The sequence below is a fragment of the Serratia sp. CY27727 genome (genome assembly GCF_052169275.1).
GTDB classification, from domain to species: domain Bacteria; phylum Pseudomonadota; class Gammaproteobacteria; order Enterobacterales; family Enterobacteriaceae; genus Serratia; species Serratia sarumanii.
In genome coordinates, this window is sequence record NZ_JBJNLB010000002.1 from 952788 (window position 1) to 970168 (window position 17381).

The following is a 17381-nucleotide window of genomic DNA, read 5'->3' on the forward strand; positions in this document are numbered from 1 at the left end:
TGTTCAAATTTTTGCTGTAAATAAATGGAACAAACTTTGAGGGGAAACAAGCTGTTAAAGCGAGCGCCGGCAGGGCGCTCGCTGAAGAGGATCACGCCCGGGTGGCGCGCTTCATATTGCTGACGAAGGCCGCCAGCTTGGTCAGCATCTCCGCCGGGTTGGCATGGTGCTGTTCGATGATTTTGACGATTGCCGAGCCGGAGATCGCGCCGGCGGCCCCAGCCTGCAGCGCGGCCTTCACCTGCTCGGGTTCGGAGATGCCGAAGCCTTGCAGCGGCGGCGTGGCGTGGTACTCGCGCAGCTTGTTCACCAGGTGATGCAACGGCAGCTGCGCCCGGCTTTCGGTGCCGGTGACGCCGGCACGCGACAGCAGATAGGTGTAGCCGCGGCCGTGCGACGCGATTTCCCGCAGCAGATCGTCATCGGCGTTCGGCGGGCAGATGAAGATCGGCGCGATGCCGTGGCGCGCGGCGGCGGCGCGGAACGACGCAGACTCTTCAAACGGCACGTCGGCGACCAGCACCGAGTCCACGCCCACTTCGGCACAGCGTTGGTAAAACGCATCGATGCCTTTATGGAACACCAGGTTGGCGTACATCAGCAGGCCGATGGGAATGGTCGGATGCTTCTGGCGGATGGCCGCCAGCATCTCGAAGCACTGGGTCGGCGTGACGCCGGCGGCGAAGGCGCGTAGCGTCGCGCTCTGGATGGTGGGGCCATCCGCCAGCGGATCGGAGAACGGGATGCCCAGCTCCAGCGCGTCCGCGCCGGCTTCGATCAGGGTGTCGATAATCTGCAGCGACAGCGCCGGATTAGGATCGCCCAGCGTCACGAACGGGACGAAGGCGCCTTCCTTGCTGCTTTCCAGACGCGTGAACAGTTGCTGATAACGTTCCATCAGATTTCTCCCCGTGCTTTCAAAATGTCGTGAACGGTAAATATGTCTTTGTCGCCGCGGCCGGACAGGTTGACCACCAGGATCTGCTCTTTCTGCGGCGTTTCACGGATCATTTTCAGCGCGTGCGCCAGGGCGTGCGAGGATTCCAGCGCCGGGATGATGCCTTCATGGCGCGACAGCGCCTTGAACGCTTCCAGCGCTTCGTCGTCGGTGATCGACACGTATTCGGCGCGGCCGGTGCTGTTCAGGTAGGCGTGCTGCGGCCCGACGGACGGGAAGTCCAGCCCGGCGGAAATTGAATAGGATTCTTCAATCTGGCCTTCGGCGGTCTGCATCATCGGCGCCTTCATGCCGAAGTAGATGCCGACGTGGCCGTGCTTGAGCGGCGCGCCGTGCTGGCCGGTTTCGATGCCCAGGCCGGCAGGTTCCACGCCGATCAGCCCAACGTCGGCGTCATCGATAAAATCGGCGAACATGCCGATGGCGTTGGAGCCGCCGCCGACGCAGGCGATGACTGCATCCGGCAGGCGGCCTTCGCGCTCCAGCACCTGCGCTTTGGTTTCTTCGCCGATCATGCGCTGGAATTCACGCACGATGGTAGGGTACGGATGCGGGCCGGCGGCGGTGCCGAGCATATAGTGCGCGGTTTCATAGCTGCCGGACCAGTCGCGCAGCGCTTCGTTGCAGGCGTCTTTCAGGGTGGCGGAGCCGCTGTGCACCGGGATCACTTCCGCGCCCATCAGCCGCATGCGGAACACGTTAGGCGACTGGCGCTCGACGTCTTTGGCGCCCATATAGATACGGCATTTCAGGCCGAGCAGCGCGCAGGCCAACGCCGACGCGACGCCGTGTTGGCCGGCGCCGGTTTCCGCGATGATCTCGGTTTTGCCCATACGCTTGGCCAGCAACGCCTGGCCCAGCACCTGGTTGGTCTTGTGCGCGCCGCCGTGCAGCAGGTCTTCACGCTTCAGGTACAGCTTGGTGTTGCTGCCGGCGGTGAGGTTTTTACACAGCGTCAGCGCCGTCGGGCGGCCCGCGTAGTTCTTCAGCAGATCGATAAATTCCGCCTGGAATGCAGGATCGCGCTGGGCGCTGACAAAGGCTTCTTCCAGTTGTTTCAGAGCCGGCATCAGAATTTGCGGCACGTATTGGCCACCAAATTCGCCGAAGTAGGGGTTAAGCAGCGTCATGAGAGTTCCCGTTATTATCCGTTATTAATGTTGAGCCGTATTCAGTAGGCGCGCAGGGTCTGGAAGACCGAGGCCAGGCGCGCGGGATCTTTGATGCCCGGTTCGCTTTCCACGCCGGAGTTGAAGTCCAGCCCGGCGCAGCCGAGCTTGGCAGCCTCGACGCAGTTGTCGGCGCGCAGGCCGCCCGCCAGCATCACGTTAGTCAGATCTTCACCTTGCAATACCGACCAGTCGAAGCGTTGGCCGGTGCCGCCGGCGCCGTTGTCGAGCAGATAGCGATCGACATGCTGCAGATCGCGCGCCGGCACCCGATCTTTCACGCTCAGCGCTTTCCAGATGCGGCAATCGGCCGGCAAGCGGGCGCGCAGGGCGTTGATATAGGCCTGGTCTTCTGCGCCGTGCAATTGCACCGCGTGCAGACCGAGGCGCTCAACGGTCAACGCCACGGTATCGACCTGGGCGTCGCAGAACACGCCGACGTACTTCAGCGGCGCGCCGGAGATCACTTCGCGAGCGCGGGTGATGTCCACATAGCGCGGCGAGCGGCCGACGAAAATCAGCCCGCCGTAGATGGCGCCGGCCTGATAGGCGGCGGCGGCGTCCTGCGGACGGGTCAGGCCGCACACTTTGTTGTCGCCCAGGATCACGCGGCGCACGGCGGCGCGCAGATCGGGTTCCGACATCAGCGCGCTGCCGATCAGGAAGCCGTTGGCGTAATGACTCAGCTCGCGGATCTGCCCGTAGTTGTTGATGCCCGATTCGCTGATCACCGTCACGCCATGCGGCACGCGCGGCGCCAGCTGACGGGTGCGGTTCAGATCGATGCTCAGATCGCGCAGATCGCGGTTGTTGATGCCGACCACGCGCGCTTCCAGCGCGATCGCGCGCTGCAGCTCTTCTTCGCTGATCACTTCGGTCAGCACGCCCATATTCAGGCTGTGGGCCACCGCCGCCAGCTGGCGGTACTGCTCGTCGGTCAACACCGACAGCATCAGCAGGATGGCGTCTGCCTGATAGTAGCGCGCCAGGTAAATCTGATAGGGATCGATGATAAAGTCTTTGCACAATACCGGTTGGCTGACGGTTTTACTGACCAGCGGCAGGAAATCGAAGCTGCCCTGGAAGTATTTCTCGTCGGTCAGCACCGAGATCGCCGAGGCGAAATCTTTATACACCGTGGCGATCTCTACCGGATCAAAGTTCTCGCGAATCAGTCCCTTGGAAGGCGAGGCCTTCTTGCATTCGAGAATGAAAGCCGTCCGGGTGCCCTGCAGCGCGTGATAGAAGCTGCGTTCGCTCGGTACGATGTCGTTCTGAAAGCCGGCCAGGGGCTGTTGCTGTTGTCGCGCCGCGATCCATTGCGCTTTGTCGCGGACAATCTTGTGTAGCACGGTTTCCTGCATCATTTATCCTCTTGCCGCCAGTGCGATGACACGCTCATAGGCCTGCCCGCTGTTGATCATATCCAGTGCCTGCCGCGCATTTTGGCGCAGGTCTTCATGTCCGAATAACTTCAGAAGCAACGCGACGTTGGCCGCGACCGCCGCGGCGTGCGCCGGCTCGCCTTTACCTTGTAACAGCCGCGCCAAAATGTCACGGTTTTCTTCCGGCGTGCCGCCCAGCAAGGCTTCCAGCGGATAGGTTTCCAATCCGAAGGACTGCGGCGTGAGCTGGTAGCTGCTGATTTCGCCGTTGTTCAATTCCGCCACGTGCGTCGGGGCGTGGATCGCCACCTCGTCCATGCCGCCGCCGTGAACCACCGCCGCACGCTGATAGCCCAGCACACGCAGGGTTTCGGCGATCGGCAGTACCAGTTCCGGGCTGTAAACGCCGATCAGCGCCAGCGGCGGACGCGCCGGGTTGATCAGCGGGCCCAGCACGTTGAACAGCGTGCGGGTTTTCAGCTGCTGGCGTACCGGCATGGCGTGACGAAAACCGGTGTGGTACTGCGGCGCGAACAGGAAACACACGCCGAGATCGTCCAGTGCCTTGCGCGCTTCTTCCGCCGGCAGATCCAGGCGGATGCCGAACGCCGCCAGCAGATCCGAAGAGCCGGAGCGGCTGGAGACGCTGCGGTTGCCGTGTTTGGCGATCTTCGCGCCGCACGCCGCCGCTACGAAGGCGCTGGCGGTGGAAATATTGATGCTGTTGGTGCCGTCGCCGCCGGTGCCGACGATATCGGCGAACGGGTAGTCAGGGCGCGGGAACGGCTGAGCGTCGTCCAGCAGCGCTTTGGCGGCGCCGGCGATCTCTTCCGGGCGCTCGCCGCGGACTTTCATGCTGATCAACGCCGCCGCCAGTTGGCTCGGCTCCAGTTCGCCGCGCACGATGGCGCTGAACAGCTGTTGGCTTTCCTGCTGGCTCATCGACTCGGCGCGGTACAGTTTCTCAAGAATAGGTTGCATCGTCGTGTTCCTTATATTACTTCGCCAGCGCCCAGGCCAGGGTCTGCTCAAGCAGGCGCGCGCCGTGGGTGGTCAGAATCGATTCCGGGTGGAACTGGAAGCCGCACACGCGGCGATGATCGTCGCGCACCGCCATCACCATCTCGCCGAACCGGGCGTTGACGGTGAGATCGGCCGGGATATTGCTGCCGACCAACGAGTGGTAGCGCGCTACCGGCAGCGGGTTGGCCATGCCGGCGAACATGCCTGCGCCATCGTGAACGATCGCCGAGGCCTTGCCGTGCAGGATCTCGCCCGCCTGGCCGACCTGGCCGCCGTAGGCTTCGACGATCGCCTGGTGGCCGAGGCAGATGCCGATGATCGGCAGCCGGCCGCGCAGGCGCTGCAGCAGTTCCGGCATGCAGCCCGCTTCGGACGGGGTGCCGGGGCCGGGCGACAGCATCAGCACCGGCTGGGTCATGTGCTCCAGGCGTTCGATGATCACCTCGGCGGCGATCTGGTTACGGTAAATCACCACCTGGTGGCCGCTGGCGCGCAGCTGATCGACCAGGTTGTAGGTAAAGGAATCGACGTTGTCGAGCAGCAGAATATCGGCCATCAGAACACCTCCTTGGCATGGTGCGCTGTGGCGATGGCACGCAGCACGGCACGGGCTTTGTTGCGGGTCTCGTCGGCTTCCGCCTGCGGGACGGAATCCAGCACCACGCCGGCGCCGGCCTGCACGGTGGCGATGCCGTCTTCAACGTAGGCGGAACGAATGACGATGCAGGTATCCAGATCGCCGGTGGCGGTGAAGTAGCCTACCGCGCCGCCGTAGCTGCCGCGGCGCGTGCCTTCGGAGGCGGCGATCAGCTGCATCGCCCGCACCTTCGGCGCGCCGCTCAGGGTGCCCATGTTCATGCAGGCCTGGTAGGCGTGCAGCACGTCGAGATCGGCGCGCAGGGTGCCCACCACCCGGGAAACCAGGTGCATGACGAACGAATAGCGGTCCACCTTGGTCAGATCGGCGACGTAGCGGCTGCCGGCCTGGCAGATGCGCGCCAGATCGTTGCGCGCCAGATCGACCAGCATCAGGTGCTCGGCCAGCTCTTTGTGGTCGGTGCGCATTTCCAGCTCGATGCGGCTGTCGAGATCCAGATCCAGCGAACCGTCCTTACTCCGGCCGCGCGGGCGGGTGCCGGCGATCGGGTAGATTTCGATTTGCCGATTGCTCGCGTCGTATTTCAGCGCGCTCTCCGGCGAAGCGCCGAACAGGGTGAAGTCATCATCCTGCATGAAGAACATGTACGGGCTGGGGTTGTTGTCTTTCAAGGTCTGGTAGGCCGCCAGCGGCGCCGGGCACGGCAGGGAGAAGCGGCGCGACGGCACCACCTGGAAAATCTCGCCCTGGCGGATCGCTTCCTGCAGCCCGCTGACCACCGCGCCGTACTCTTCGTCGCTCTGGTTACAGCTCAGCTGCATGTTTTCCAGCGTTTGGTGCGGGATCGGCTGCGGGGTTTGTTGTAATTCGGCCTGCAGCTGTTCCAGGCGTTGCTGCAAACGCTGCGCTTCACTCGCCTGCTCACTGAAGACGCTGGCCTGCAGACGGGCCGAGCCTCGTTGGTGATCCAGCACCAGCAGGGTTTCCGCCAGATAGAAGCAGAAGTCCGGGCAGCGCTGATCCTGGCGCAGCGCCGGCAGGTCTTCGAAACCGGCGACCAAATCGTAGGCGAACAGGCCGCCCAGCATCACGGCTTCGCGCTCGTCCGCCGGGGAGTCCACCAGGGTCAGCAGCGTGCGCAGCGCGTCGAACACCGACAGTGAACGCAGGCGGGCGTCTTCGTCCTGCACCGCGTCGATCGCCGGGAAGGTCAGTTCGCGGCCGTTGGGGCGCGCCTGATTGCGCACCTCGGGCGGCAGCGCTTCGTCCAGCAGCGGCAGCAGCGCCGCGCCGTTGGCGCTCAGCGCCTGCACGCTGACGGTGTGGCCCAGTGCGGTAATGCGCAGCGCGCTGTCGATCACCAGCAGGCTCTGCAGATTCTGTTTGCTGTTGATTTCCGCCGATTCCAGCAGCAGGGTGGCCGGACGGGCGCCGCACAGCTGGTGGAAAATGGTGGTGGGGTCGCCCCGGTAGCTGGCTTGCGCCTTCAGCAATGTCATTTGTGGTTTGATGTTCATCATCGGTGGTTCCAGTGAATTCTGTCCATAAAAAAGCCCGCATCAGGTGCGGGCTCAGGAAATCTGCATTGTCAGATGACAGCTATGCGCGATTACACCGCCCGCAAGAGGGAGGTACGCCACCAACCGTGAAGAGAAATGTAGTTGTTCATTTGTAGACTCTCTCTGTTAACGCTCATCCGACACGGCCGTTGCCGTGAACTTGTGTACTAGTTAACTGGTTCGAGAGGGCAAAGTCAACCCTCTTTTTGCACAATGTTTTAGCGGTCAGCGTGAATTCTATTCATCATTCAGCCTGGCGTCCGCGGCCGGGGCAGAATAGATTTCCGTCCGGCCGCCGATCGCGGGTATGATAGAAAACCAAGCCATTGCCGGATAGCCGTTTTGACAGACAGTAACCCCCCATCCACCGCCTTTACTCTGTACGACCTCCACAGCCACACAACCGCCTCCGATGGCTACCTGACGCCGACGCAGCTGGTGCAGCGGGCGGTCGAGATGCGCGTGGGCGTGCTGGCGATCACCGATCACGACACCACCGCAGGCCTGGCCGAGGCCGCCGCCGCCATTGCGGAGCAGGCGTTACCACTGCGGCTGGTCAACGGGGTGGAAATCTCGACGCTGTGGGAAAATCATGAGATCCATATCGTTGGATTGGGCATGGACGTCGCGCACCCGGCGCTGGTGGCGCTGTTGGCGGAACAAACCGAACGGCGCAATCGGCGTGCGCAGGAGATCGGCGTGCGTCTGGGTAAGGCGCGCATTCCCGACGCCTATGCCGGCGCCCAGCGGCTGGCGGGTGCCGGCGCGGTGACCCGCGGCCATTTCGCCCGTTATCTGGTGGAGATTGGCGTGGCGGGCAACATGGCGCAGGTGTTCAAGAAATTCCTGGCCAAGGGCAAAACCGGCTACGTGCCGCCGCAGTGGTGTACAATAGAACAAGCCATTGATGCGATTCATCAATCGGGCGGCCAGGCGGTGATGGCGCATCCCGGCCGTTACGATCTGACCGCGAAGTGGTTGAAACGTTTGCTGGCGCATTTCGCCGAACACGGCGGCGACGCCATGGAAGTGGCGCAGTGTCAGCAGGCGCCGCATGAGCGCTCGCAATTGGCGAAATACGCTCAGGACTACCGGCTGTTGGCCTCGCAAGGCTCTGATTTTCATCAGCCTTGTTCGTGGATCGAACTGGGCCGCAAACTGTGGCTGCCGGGCGGCGTCGAGCCGGTGTGGCGCGATTGGCCGCAGCCTGGCGAGGCGGTCTGATTTTACGCGCGTGGCAACGCGCGCGGGCATCATTTTAGGAGCAAGTCATGAGTCAGCTTTTTTATATTCACCCGGACAACCCGCAGCCGCGTTTGATTAACCAGGCGGTCGAGGTGTTGCGCAAGGGCGGGGTGATCGTTTATCCCACCGATTCCGGCTATGCGCTGGGTTGCATGCTGGAAGAGAAGGCGGCGATGGAGCGCATTTGCCGCATCCGTCAGCTGGACGGCAACCACAACTTTACCCTGATGTGCCGCGATTTGTCCGAGTTGTCGACCTATGCGCACGTCGATAATACGGCGTTTCGCCTGATCAAAAACAATACGCCGGGTAACTACACCTTCATTCTGAAAGCGACCAAGGAAGTGCCGCGCCGCCTGATGAATGAAAAGCGTAAAACCATCGGCCTGCGCGTGCCGTCGAACCCGATCGCGCTGGCGCTGCTGGAGGCGCTGAACGAACCGATGATGTCCACCACCCTGATGCTGCCGGGCAATGATTTTGCCGAATCCGATCCGGAAGAGATCAGCGATCACCTGGGCAAGGTGGTCGATCTGGTGATCCACGGCGGTTTCCTCGGCCAACAGCCGACTACGGTTATCGATCTGACCGAATCCTCGCCGGAAGTGGTGCGTGAAGGGGCGGGCGACGCGGCGCCTTTCCGCTGATGTAAACCGTCGCCGACTTGCCCATTGTCTGAAAATCGGCTGAAGCGACGCTATTTCGGGTGAAAGCAGCTATTCTTGACTACTTCAGAATTGATAATGGGCAGGATGCGCACCAATGATTAAACGGGTTTCTTTTTTAGCGGCCTTATTATTTTCCTCGATGGCAAATGCGGGTTTTTATTCGGGCAGTTCCTTGCTGGCGGAATCCGGCGGTTACGTAAAAAATAAAAACGGTGAGGCCACCGTTGCCGAAGCGCTTAACGGCGGCATGTTTATGGGATACGTCGCCGGCGTATTCGATACTTATTCGATGCAGGGCAACCGCAATATTTGCCCGGAAGCCGGGATGAGTATCGGCACGGCCGCCGATGCGGTGATGCGCTATTTGAACGAGCATCCCGAGCAGTTGCATTACTCTGCGCCTTCGGTGATCATGCTGGCGTTAAGCGCCGCCTATCCCTGCGTGCGCCATTAAATTTGCATTCCATTTAGTGCGCATTTTTTCATAAGGTGCGCTCTCATACTTTCCGCACGAACTTCAATAGATCAATCTCCGCGGCGCTGTCACCTTAGCATCGTCGGCATCCCCCGAACGGGTCGGGGAGAGACGCGCAGGAGGTTATATGACCACATTTCACAGCGCCAACATCGCTCTCGATTATCAGGATATCGGCTCAGGGCCGCTCACGCTGGTGCTGCTGCCCGGCTGGTGCGAGCCGAAAACCGTGTTCGATCCCTTCATCGCCCTGGCGGCAGAACGTTATCGGGTGATCAGCATCGACTGGCGCGGCCACGGCCTGTCGTCAAAAACGGCGGAGATGTCGCTCGCGGCGGACGATTTGCTGGAAGATGTGCGTCAGCTACTGACGGCGCTGCGTTTGGACAACGTGGTGACTCTGTCGGTGGCGCACGCCAGCTGGCTGGCGGTGGCGTTGGCCGAAGCGTTGCCGCAGCGGGTGCGGGGCATGGTGTTTCTCGATTGGATCATGACGCAGCCGGAACCGGCGTTCTTTACGGCGGTGAGCCGCATGCAGCAGCCGCAGCAGTGGCTGGCGGCGCGCGACGCCTTGTTCGCCTTCTGGCAGGGCGGCATCCGCCACGAACGGGTCAAACGCCATCTGGAGGTCGAGATGGCGCAGGAAGATTACCGGCTCTGGCGTGCCGCCGGCGTGGCCATCGAACAGGCCTACCGGCAATTCGGCTCGCCGCTGCAACGTCTGGCGGGAATGAGCGCGCCGCCGCCGTGCCGCCACATCTACTCGCTGGATCGCCGCGACGACTATCTGCGGCGCCAGCAGGCATTTGCCGCCGAGCAGCCGTTTTTCTCCGTGGTGCGTTTGGGGGAGGCTCGCACTCACCTCGGCATTCTGGAACGGCCCGACGCGGTGCTGTGGGCGGTGGAGGATTTTTTGGCGCCGTGAACGCCGTCTGAAGGGGGCCTCCGGCGATAAAGTGGGTTTCAACACCTTAGAAAGCCTGTATAATGCGCGGTTCGATCCTGATAAATGTATTGTTACCGTTGTGGCGGTTGGCCGCGGCGGTTATCCCCCCGACGCCTGTGAAGGCGACATTAGAGGTTGCTCAATGAGCGAAAAGTTACAGAAAGTTTTAGCGCGCGCCGGGCATGGCTCGCGTCGTGAAATCGAAACCATGATTGAAGCCGGGCGCGTCAGCGTCGACGGCAAGGTCGCCAAGCTGGGCGATCGCGTTGAAGTGACGCCGGCGATGAAAATTCGCCTGGACGGTCATGTCCTGTCGATCAAAGAGTCTGAAGACGTGGTCTGCCGAGTGCTGGCTTACTACAAACCGGAAGGCGAGCTGTGTACCCGCAGCGATCCTGAAGGCCGCCCGACGGTGTTCGATCGTCTGCCTAAGCTGCGCGGTTCGCGCTGGGTGGCGGTAGGGCGCCTGGACGTCAATACCTCCGGTCTGCTGCTGTTCACCACCGATGGCGAGCTGGCCAACCGTCTGATGCACCCGAGCCGTGAAGTGGAACGCGAGTACGCGGTACGCGTGTTCGGCCAGGTCGACGATGCGAAAGTGAAGCAGCTGAGCAAGGGCGTGCAGCTGGAAGACGGCCCGGCCGCCTTCCGCACCATCAGCTTCCAGGGCGGTGAAGGCCTCAACCAGTGGTACAACGTGACCCTGACCGAAGGCCGCAACCGTGAAGTGCGTCGCCTGTGGGAAGCGGTGGGCGTGCAGGTTAGCCGCCTGATCCGCGTGCGCTATGGCGACATCGATCTGCCGAAAGGCCTGCCGCGCGGCGGCTGGGCCGAGTTGGATCTGCCGGCGATCAACTACCTGCGCGAGCTGGTGGAATTGAAGCCGGAAACGGTCAGCAAGATGCCGGTGGAGCGTGAGCGCCGCCGCGTGAAGGCCAACCAGATCCGCCGCGCGGTCAAGCGCCATTCGCAGGTGGCCGGCAGCGGCCGCCGCAGTGCGCCAGGCAGCAAGCCGGGTAAACCGGGCAAGCCGAGCAAACGCAGCTAATCTCTCATTCTGGCCCCGTTCGGGGCCAGAACTTTTGTTACCAATCGATCCCCTGTTGCGCCTTCACGCCCGCATCAAACGCGTGCTTCACCGGCCGCATCTCCGTGACCGTATCCGCCAGTTCCAGCAGATCGCGATGGCAACCGCGCCCGGTCAGGATCACCGTTTGGTGCGCAGGGCGCTCCAGCAACGCGGCCTTCAGCTCTTCCAGTTCCAGATAACCGTAGGTCAGCATGTAGGTCACTTCGTCCAGCAGCACCAGATCCAGGTTGCTGTCGGCCAGCATGCGTTTGCCGTGTTGCCACACCGCCTGGCAGGCGGCGGTATCGCCGGCTTTGTTCTGCGTCTCCCAGGTGAAGCCGGTGGCCATCACCTGAAATTCAACGCCGTGTTGCTGCAGCAGATTCTTTTCGCCATTGGGCCATTCGCCCTTGATGAACTGGATCACCCCGGCGCGCATGCCGTGGCCGACCGCCCGGGTGACGGTGCCGAAGGCGGCGGTGGTCTTACCCTTGCCGTTGCCGGTAAACACCAGCAGCAGGCCGCGCGTGTCCTGCGCCGCGGCGATGCGCGCATCGACCTGTTCTTTCAGGCGCTGCTGGCGCTGTTGATGACGATCTTCCGCCATGAAAACGCTCCTTATTCGGCCGCGCCGGGTTTACGGTTCGGTTGGGCGTCGAAGCTCATGCCGGTTTTGCGGCGGCTGTCTTCGCCCATCAGATACAGATACAGCGGCATGATATCGGCCGGGGTTTTCAGCTTGTTCTTGTCTTCGTGCGGGAAGGCAGATGCGCGCATTTTGGTGCGGGTGCCGCCCGGATTGATGCAGTTCACCCGCAAATTGCGGTTTTTATACTCGTCGGCCAACACCTGCATCATGCCCTCGGTGGCGAACTTCGACACCGCATAGGCGCCCCAGTCTGCGCGGCCGGTGCGCCCGACGCTGGAACTGGTGAACACCAGCGAACCCGCGTGGGATTTCAGCAGCAGCGGCAGCAGCGCCTGAGTCAGCATAAAGGTGGCGTTGACGTTAACCTGCATCACCTCTTGCCACATGGTCATCGACAGGTCGGCCATCGGCGCGATGTCGCCGAGCAGGCCGGCGTTGTGCAGCACGCCGTCAAGGCGGGGGATCTGGCGCGCCAGATCGTCGGCTATCTGCCGGCATTGCTCCGGCGTGGCGTGCAGCAAGTCCAGCGTCACCACCAACGCCGGGGCGCCGCCCTGGGCCGCGATCTCTTGTTGTACCGCCAGCAGCTTGCTTTCGGTGCGCCCCAGTAGCACCAACTGGGCACCGAAGCGCGCGTAGGTCAGCGCCGCTTCGCGGCCGATGCCGTCGCCGGCGCCGGTGACCAGAATGATACGTTGTTCGAGCAGATCTTGTTTGGGTTGGTAATGCACGATAAATCCTCGCCTGGGGGGCCGTTCTCCCGCAGATATCGGGGAGCAAGAGTGAAACGCGCGGCCGGGGCGGGAGCGAAGGCTCGACCGTCTACGGGCCGCGCAGCGAATGCGTCTCATCATATTGATGAATAATGGGTGTTATATGCCTTAATCCGCCGGCATTTTCAATGCGTAGCAGGCTGAAATGGCATTCTTTTGTAACAAAAGCGCGGCGGCGACGGCTTGGTTCGGCCGCAAATCGTCCCCATAGTGATGCTCCGTGCGCAATGAATTTTCATTTAGCCGCGACAGCAGCCGCTGCGGTTGGCTAAAATGGGAAGAATCATACTAACAACCTGTAAATAAAGGCGGAATCTGTGGAGTTTATATCTGTTTATGGCCTGTTTCTGGCCAAGGTTGCCACGGTGGTGCTCGCCATCGCCGCGTTGGCCATACTGGCTGTCAGTCTGGGGCAACGCAAGAGCCGCCAGAAAGGGGAGCTGCAGCTGACCGATCTCGGTGAACAGTATCGCGAGATGCAGCGTGACATGCGCCTGGCGCGCATGGATGCCGCCGAGCAAAAGGTTTGGCTGAAACAGTTCAAGAAACAGACCAAGGCCGACGACAAGCTGAAAAAGCAGCGCGCCAAGTCCGGCGCGGTCGAGGTGGCCAAGCCGTGCCTGTATGTGCTGGATTTCAAGGGCAGCATGGACGCGCACGAGGTGACCTCGCTGCGCGAAGAGATCTCGGCGGTGTTGGCGGTGGCGTCGGCGCAGGATGAAGTCCTGCTGCGGCTGGAAAGCCCTGGCGGAGTGGTGCACGGCTACGGCCTGGCGGCCTCGCAGCTGGAGCGCCTGCGTAAAGGCGGCATTCGCCTGACGGTGGCGGTGGATAAAGTGGCGGCCAGCGGCGGCTACATGATGGCCTGCGTCGCGGATCGCATCGTGGCGGCGCCGTTCGCCATCATCGGCTCGATCGGCGTGGTGGCGCAGATCCCGAACTTCCACCGCCTGCTGAAGAAGAACGACATCGACGTGGAGTTGCACACCGCCGGGCAGTTCAAACGCACGCTGACGCTGTTCGGTGAAAACACCGAGCAGGGGCGCGAAAAGTTCCGTGAAGATCTGAACGAAACCCACGAGCTGTTCAAGCGCTTTGTGCATGAGCAGCGCCCGTCGCTCGACATCGACAGCGTCGCCACCGGTGAGCACTGGTTCGGTTCACAGGCGAAAGAGAAGGGCCTGATTGACGCTATCGGCACCAGCGATGACTTGCTGATCGCCGAGCTGGATAACCACGAAGTGATCGCCGTGCGCTATTCGCGCCGCAAACGCCTGATGGATCGCTTTACCGGCAGCGCGGCGGAAAGCGTCGATCGCTTGTTGTTGCGCTGGTGGCAGCGTGGGGAAAAGCCATTGCTGTAACGGCGGCGATAGCGTGAATCAGCGGGGGCCGGGCGCCCCCGTTTTCTTTTCTCAATCGACCAGGTGGTATTTTTCCGAAAGCAGATGGGCCAAATGTTTAAACATATTAAATACCGCGGTGGTTTTGGCGGTGGGCAATCCGTCGGCATCCAAAAAGTATTCGCCGCGGAAAACTAAAACGCCGTTTTTTTGTTCAACGTCGGTGGCGATCATGCCGTGCAGATAATCTTCGTGTTGGCGGATGATGTTATTTGCTTCCGCCAGCAGGGCCTCGCGGCCGATAGGGGCAGTATTCGTGCGCATTTATTAGACTCCAAACTAAAAACTCTGCGCATATTCTAACGCCGGTTCGCTTTTATCCGCAAACCGACTAAGGTTTATTTGCCGTCTGGATGGCCATGGGCGGCCGCCGGTTGGCGAAATCGGTCTTTCCGTGCTAATTAGGTTGCGTGACGCTTTTTATCAGGTACAGTGTGGGATTTTGCGGCGTCGGGTGGAAGGTTTTGTTTACGCCATGAATAAAACTCACACAGCCATACTTCTGGGGCATGGGTGAATAGCAGGCAGGATCAACAACTTGCGTTCAGGTTGAGCGGTTGGGCAACCAAAAGGAAAAAATCTGTTGATCTCTTGCCAGACTGCCGCAATATAAAAAAAGAGACACGAATTGCCGCGGCACGGCGAGATAAAAGACTTCTTTTTAGAAGAAATAAATTAGGTAAAGGTAAATATGGGTAAAGCTCTCGTAATAGTTGAGTCCCCGGCAAAAGCCAAAACTATTAATAAATATTTAGGAAGTGACTACGTGGTGAAGTCCAGCGTCGGTCATATCCGTGATTTGCCGACCAGTGGCTCAGCCAGCAAAAAGAGCGCTGACTCAACCGAAGACAAAGCCAAGAAAAAAGTTAAAAAAGATGAGAAGGCGGCGCTGGTAAATCGCATGGGCGTCGACCCTTACCACGGCTGGAAAGCGCATTATGAAATCCTGCCGGGTAAAGAAAAAGTGGTCGCCGAGTTAAAATCGCTGGCGGAAAACGCCGACCACATTTATCTCGCAACCGACCTTGACCGCGAAGGGGAAGCCATCGCTTGGCACCTGCGGGAAGTGATCGGTGGGGATGACAAACGCTTTAGCCGCGTGGTGTTTAACGAAATCACCAAAAACGCGATCCAGCAGGCGTTCAAACAGCCGGGCGAGCTGAACATTGACCGCGTCAACGCGCAGCAGGCGCGCCGGTTCATGGACCGCGTGGTGGGCTATATGGTCTCGCCGCTGCTGTGGAAGAAAATCGCCCGCGGCCTGTCCGCCGGCCGCGTGCAGTCGGTGGCGGTGCGCCTGGTGGTTGAGCGCGAGCGCGACATCAAGGCCTTCGTGCCGGAAGAGTACTGGGAGCTGCATGCCGATCTGCTGGCGAAGGGTGAAACCGCGCTGCAGATGGAAGTGACCCACGCGCACGACAAGCCGTTCAAACCGGTCAACCGCGAGCAGACTCACGCCGCGGTCAAGCTGTTGGAAAAAGCCCGCTACACGGTGCTCGATCGCGAAGACAAACCGACCAGCAGCAAACCGGGCGCGCCTTTCATTACCTCCACGCTGCAACAGGCCGCCAGTACCCGCCTGAGCTTCGGCGTGAAAAAAACCATGATGATGGCGCAACGGCTGTATGAAGCCGGCCACATCACCTATATGCGTACCGATTCCACCAACCTGAGCCAGGATGCGCTCAACATGGTGCGTGGCTACATCGGCGACAACTTCGGCGACAAATACCTGCCGAAGGCGCCGAATCACTACAGTAGCAAAGAGAATTCGCAGGAAGCGCACGAAGCGATCCGTCCTTCGGACGTGAACGTGCTCGCCGAACAGTTGAAAGACATGGAAGCGGACGCGCAGAAGCTGTATCAGCTGATCTGGCGCCAGTTCGTTGCCTGCCAGATGACGCCGGCGCAATACGATTCCACCACGCTGACGGTGAAAGCCGGTGATTATCAGCTGCGCGCCAAGGGCCGTACGCTGCGCTTTGACGGCTGGACCAAGGTGATGCCGGCGCTGCGCAAGGGCGATGAAGATCGCACCCTGCCATACGTCGAAATCGGCAGCGAACTGGATCTGCAGAAACTGATCCCAAGCCAGCACTTCACCAAGCCGCCGGCGCGCTACAGCGAAGCCTCGCTGGTGAAAGAGCTGGAAAAACGCGGCATCGGCCGCCCGTCCACCTACGCCTCCATCATCTCGACCATTCAGGATCGCGGTTATGTGCGGGTGGAAAGCCGCCGCTTCTATGCCGAGAAAATGGGCGAGATCGTCACCGATCGCCTGGAAGAAAACTTCCGCGAGCTGATGAACTATGACTTCACCGCGCGCATGGAAGATGGTCTCGATGAGGTCGCCAACAACCAGGCCGAGTGGAAAGCGGTGCTGGACGAGTTCTTCGTCGACTTCAGCGAACAGCTGGAAACGGCGGAGAAGGATCCGGAAGAAGGCGGCATGCGGCCTAACCAGATGGTGATGACCAGCATCGACTGCCCGACCTGCGGCCGCAAGATGGGCATCCGTACTGCCAGCACCGGCGTGTTCCTCGGCTGTTCCGGCTACGCGCTGCCGCCGAAGGAGCGCTGCAAAACCACCATCAACCTGGTGCCGGAAGCGGAAGTGCTCAACATCCTCGAAGGCGACGAGGCGGAAACCAACGCGCTGCGCGCCCGCCGCCGCTGCAAGAAATGCGGTACGGCGATGGACAGCTATCTGATCGACAACCAGCGCAAGCTGCATGTCTGCGGTAACAACCCGGCGTGCGACGGTTACGAGATCGAAGAGGGCGAGTTCCGTCTGAAAGGCTACGACGGCCCGGTGGTGGAGTGCGACAAGTGCGGCTCGGAAATGCACCTGAAAATGGGGCGTTTCGGCAAGTACATGGGCTGCACCAACGAGAACTGCAAAAACACCCGCAAGATCCTGCGTAACGGCGACGTCGCGCCGCCGAAGGAAGATCCGGTGCCGTTGCCGGAGCTGCCGTGCGAGAAGTCCGACGCCTATTTCGTGCTGCGTGACGGCGCTGCCGGCGTGTTCCTGGCGGCCAACACCTTCCCTAAATCGCGCGAGACCCGAGCGCCGCTGGTGGAAGAGCTGGCTCGCTTCAAGGATCGCCTGCCGGAGAAGCTGCGCTATCTGGCCGATGCGCCGGTGGCGGACGCCGAAGGCAATAAAACGCTGGTGCGTTTCAGCCGCAAAACCAAACAGCAGTACGTCTCTTCTGAAAAAGACGGCAAGGCGACCGGTTGGTCCGCGTTCTACGTGGACGGCAAGTGGGTCGAAGGTAAGAAGTAAGGCCAATGTCCCGCCCGCAAGATGAAAAACCAGCCCTGGCGGCTGGTTTTTTATTGTAAGCCTTAAACCACCTCCTAAGGAGGTGGTGATTGAACCTGTGAGGCTCTAGCCTGAAGGAAACCCATGCCGGAATATTCCAGCTTACTCACCACAAGTAAGAAGGAAATCACCA

The 17381-nt window shown here is 61.1% G+C and carries 14 protein-coding genes, 1 pseudogene and 1 other annotated feature; of the genes and pseudogenes, 7 read left to right on the forward strand and 8 right to left on the reverse strand.

The genetic code is table 11. From position 1 onward, the window contains the following. Window positions 1–91: 91 nt before the first annotated feature. From trpA to ACJ8HB_RS09535, 5 genes and pseudogenes are all read right to left on the reverse strand, one after another. The gene (trpA, locus tag ACJ8HB_RS09515; protein WP_047567149.1) at window positions 92–898 is read right to left on the reverse strand and encodes a tryptophan synthase subunit alpha; all 807 of its coding nucleotides are present in this window, start codon (window positions 896–898) and stop codon (window positions 92–94) included. Continuing rightward, window positions 898–2088 carry a tryptophan synthase subunit beta gene (gene trpB / locus ACJ8HB_RS09520; protein ID WP_033634762.1) on the reverse strand — a complete coding sequence of 397 codons (1191 nt, stop codon included), beginning with the start codon at window positions 2086–2088 and terminating at the stop codon, window positions 898–900. The genes trpA and trpB overlap by 1 nt, the downstream gene beginning before the upstream one ends. A gap of 41 nt (window positions 2089–2129) precedes the next feature. Next, window positions 2130–3491 carry a bifunctional indole-3-glycerol-phosphate synthase TrpC/phosphoribosylanthranilate isomerase TrpF gene (gene trpCF, locus ACJ8HB_RS09525; protein ID WP_079656981.1) on the reverse strand — a complete coding sequence of 454 codons (1362 nt, stop codon included), beginning with the start codon at window positions 3489–3491 and terminating at the stop codon, window positions 2130–2132. A 3-nt stretch (window positions 3492–3494) separates the two neighbouring features. Then, window positions 3495–5091 (reverse strand): annotated as a pseudogene (gene trpD / locus ACJ8HB_RS09530) (bifunctional anthranilate synthase glutamate amidotransferase component TrpG/anthranilate phosphoribosyltransferase TrpD). Beyond that, entirely contained in the window at window positions 5091–6653 is a 1563-nt protein-coding gene (locus ACJ8HB_RS09535) for an anthranilate synthase component 1 (RefSeq protein WP_047567153.1), read from the reverse strand. The pseudogene trpD and the gene ACJ8HB_RS09535 overlap by 1 nt, the downstream one beginning before the upstream one ends. Window positions 6654–6677: 24 nt before the next feature. Beyond that, window positions 6678–6781, reverse strand: a sequence feature (Trp leader region). A gap of 253 nt (window positions 6782–7034) precedes the next feature. Between ACJ8HB_RS09535 and rnm the strand changes: the two genes are divergently transcribed. The 5 genes from rnm (at window position 7035) to rluB (ending at window position 11074) form a co-directional block, all read left to right on the forward strand. Continuing rightward, window positions 7035–7916, forward strand: a complete 882-nt coding sequence (gene rnm, locus ACJ8HB_RS09540) for an RNase RNM (protein WP_047567156.1) — start codon at window positions 7035–7037, stop codon at window positions 7914–7916. A 47-nt stretch (window positions 7917–7963) separates the two neighbouring features. Beyond that, a complete protein-coding gene (locus tag ACJ8HB_RS09545; protein WP_033643268.1) occupies window positions 7964–8584 on the forward strand; it encodes an L-threonylcarbamoyladenylate synthase in 621 nt (206 codons plus the stop codon). Between the two features lie 115 nt (window positions 8585–8699). Next, a complete protein-coding gene (locus tag ACJ8HB_RS09550) occupies window positions 8700–9059 on the forward strand; it encodes a Rap1a/Tai family immunity protein (RefSeq protein ID WP_033634755.1) in 360 nt (119 codons plus the stop codon). 148 nt (window positions 9060–9207) lie between these two features. After that, window positions 9208–10005: an alpha/beta fold hydrolase gene (locus ACJ8HB_RS09555; RefSeq protein ID WP_033634754.1), complete on the forward strand. Its 798-nt coding sequence runs from the start codon at window positions 9208–9210 to the stop codon at window positions 10003–10005. Window positions 10006–10168: 163 nt separating this feature from the next. Further along, entirely contained in the window at window positions 10169–11074 is a 906-nt protein-coding gene (gene rluB / locus ACJ8HB_RS09560) for a 23S rRNA pseudouridine(2605) synthase RluB (protein WP_033634753.1), read from the forward strand. A gap of 37 nt (window positions 11075–11111) precedes the next feature. Here rluB and cobO read toward each other — a convergent pair whose 3' ends face one another. Together cobO and ACJ8HB_RS09570 are read right to left on the reverse strand one after the other, a co-directional pair. Next, window positions 11112–11702: a cob(I)yrinic acid a,c-diamide adenosyltransferase gene (gene cobO / locus ACJ8HB_RS09565; protein ID WP_047567159.1), complete on the reverse strand. Its 591-nt coding sequence runs from the start codon at window positions 11700–11702 to the stop codon at window positions 11112–11114. An 11-nt stretch (window positions 11703–11713) separates the two neighbouring features. Further along, window positions 11714–12475, reverse strand: a complete 762-nt coding sequence (locus ACJ8HB_RS09570) for a YciK family oxidoreductase (RefSeq protein ID WP_047567160.1) — start codon at window positions 12473–12475, stop codon at window positions 11714–11716. 359 nt (window positions 12476–12834) lie between these two features. On the opposite strand from ACJ8HB_RS09570, the gene sohB reads away from it, so the two are divergent. Next, window positions 12835–13881, forward strand: coding sequence for a protease SohB (sohB, locus tag ACJ8HB_RS09575; RefSeq protein ID WP_033634750.1), 1047 nt, complete (start codon window positions 12835–12837; stop codon window positions 13879–13881). Between the two features lie 51 nt (window positions 13882–13932). Here sohB and ACJ8HB_RS09580 read toward each other — a convergent pair whose 3' ends face one another. Continuing rightward, entirely contained in the window at window positions 13933–14184 is a 252-nt protein-coding gene (locus ACJ8HB_RS09580) for a YciN family protein (RefSeq protein WP_033634749.1), read from the reverse strand. Between the two features lie 427 nt (window positions 14185–14611). On the opposite strand from ACJ8HB_RS09580, the gene topA reads away from it, so the two are divergent. Continuing rightward, a complete protein-coding gene (gene topA, locus ACJ8HB_RS09585; protein WP_047567162.1) occupies window positions 14612–17209 on the forward strand; it encodes a type I DNA topoisomerase in 2598 nt (865 codons plus the stop codon). The last annotated feature ends 172 nt before the right edge of the window (window positions 17210–17381 follow it).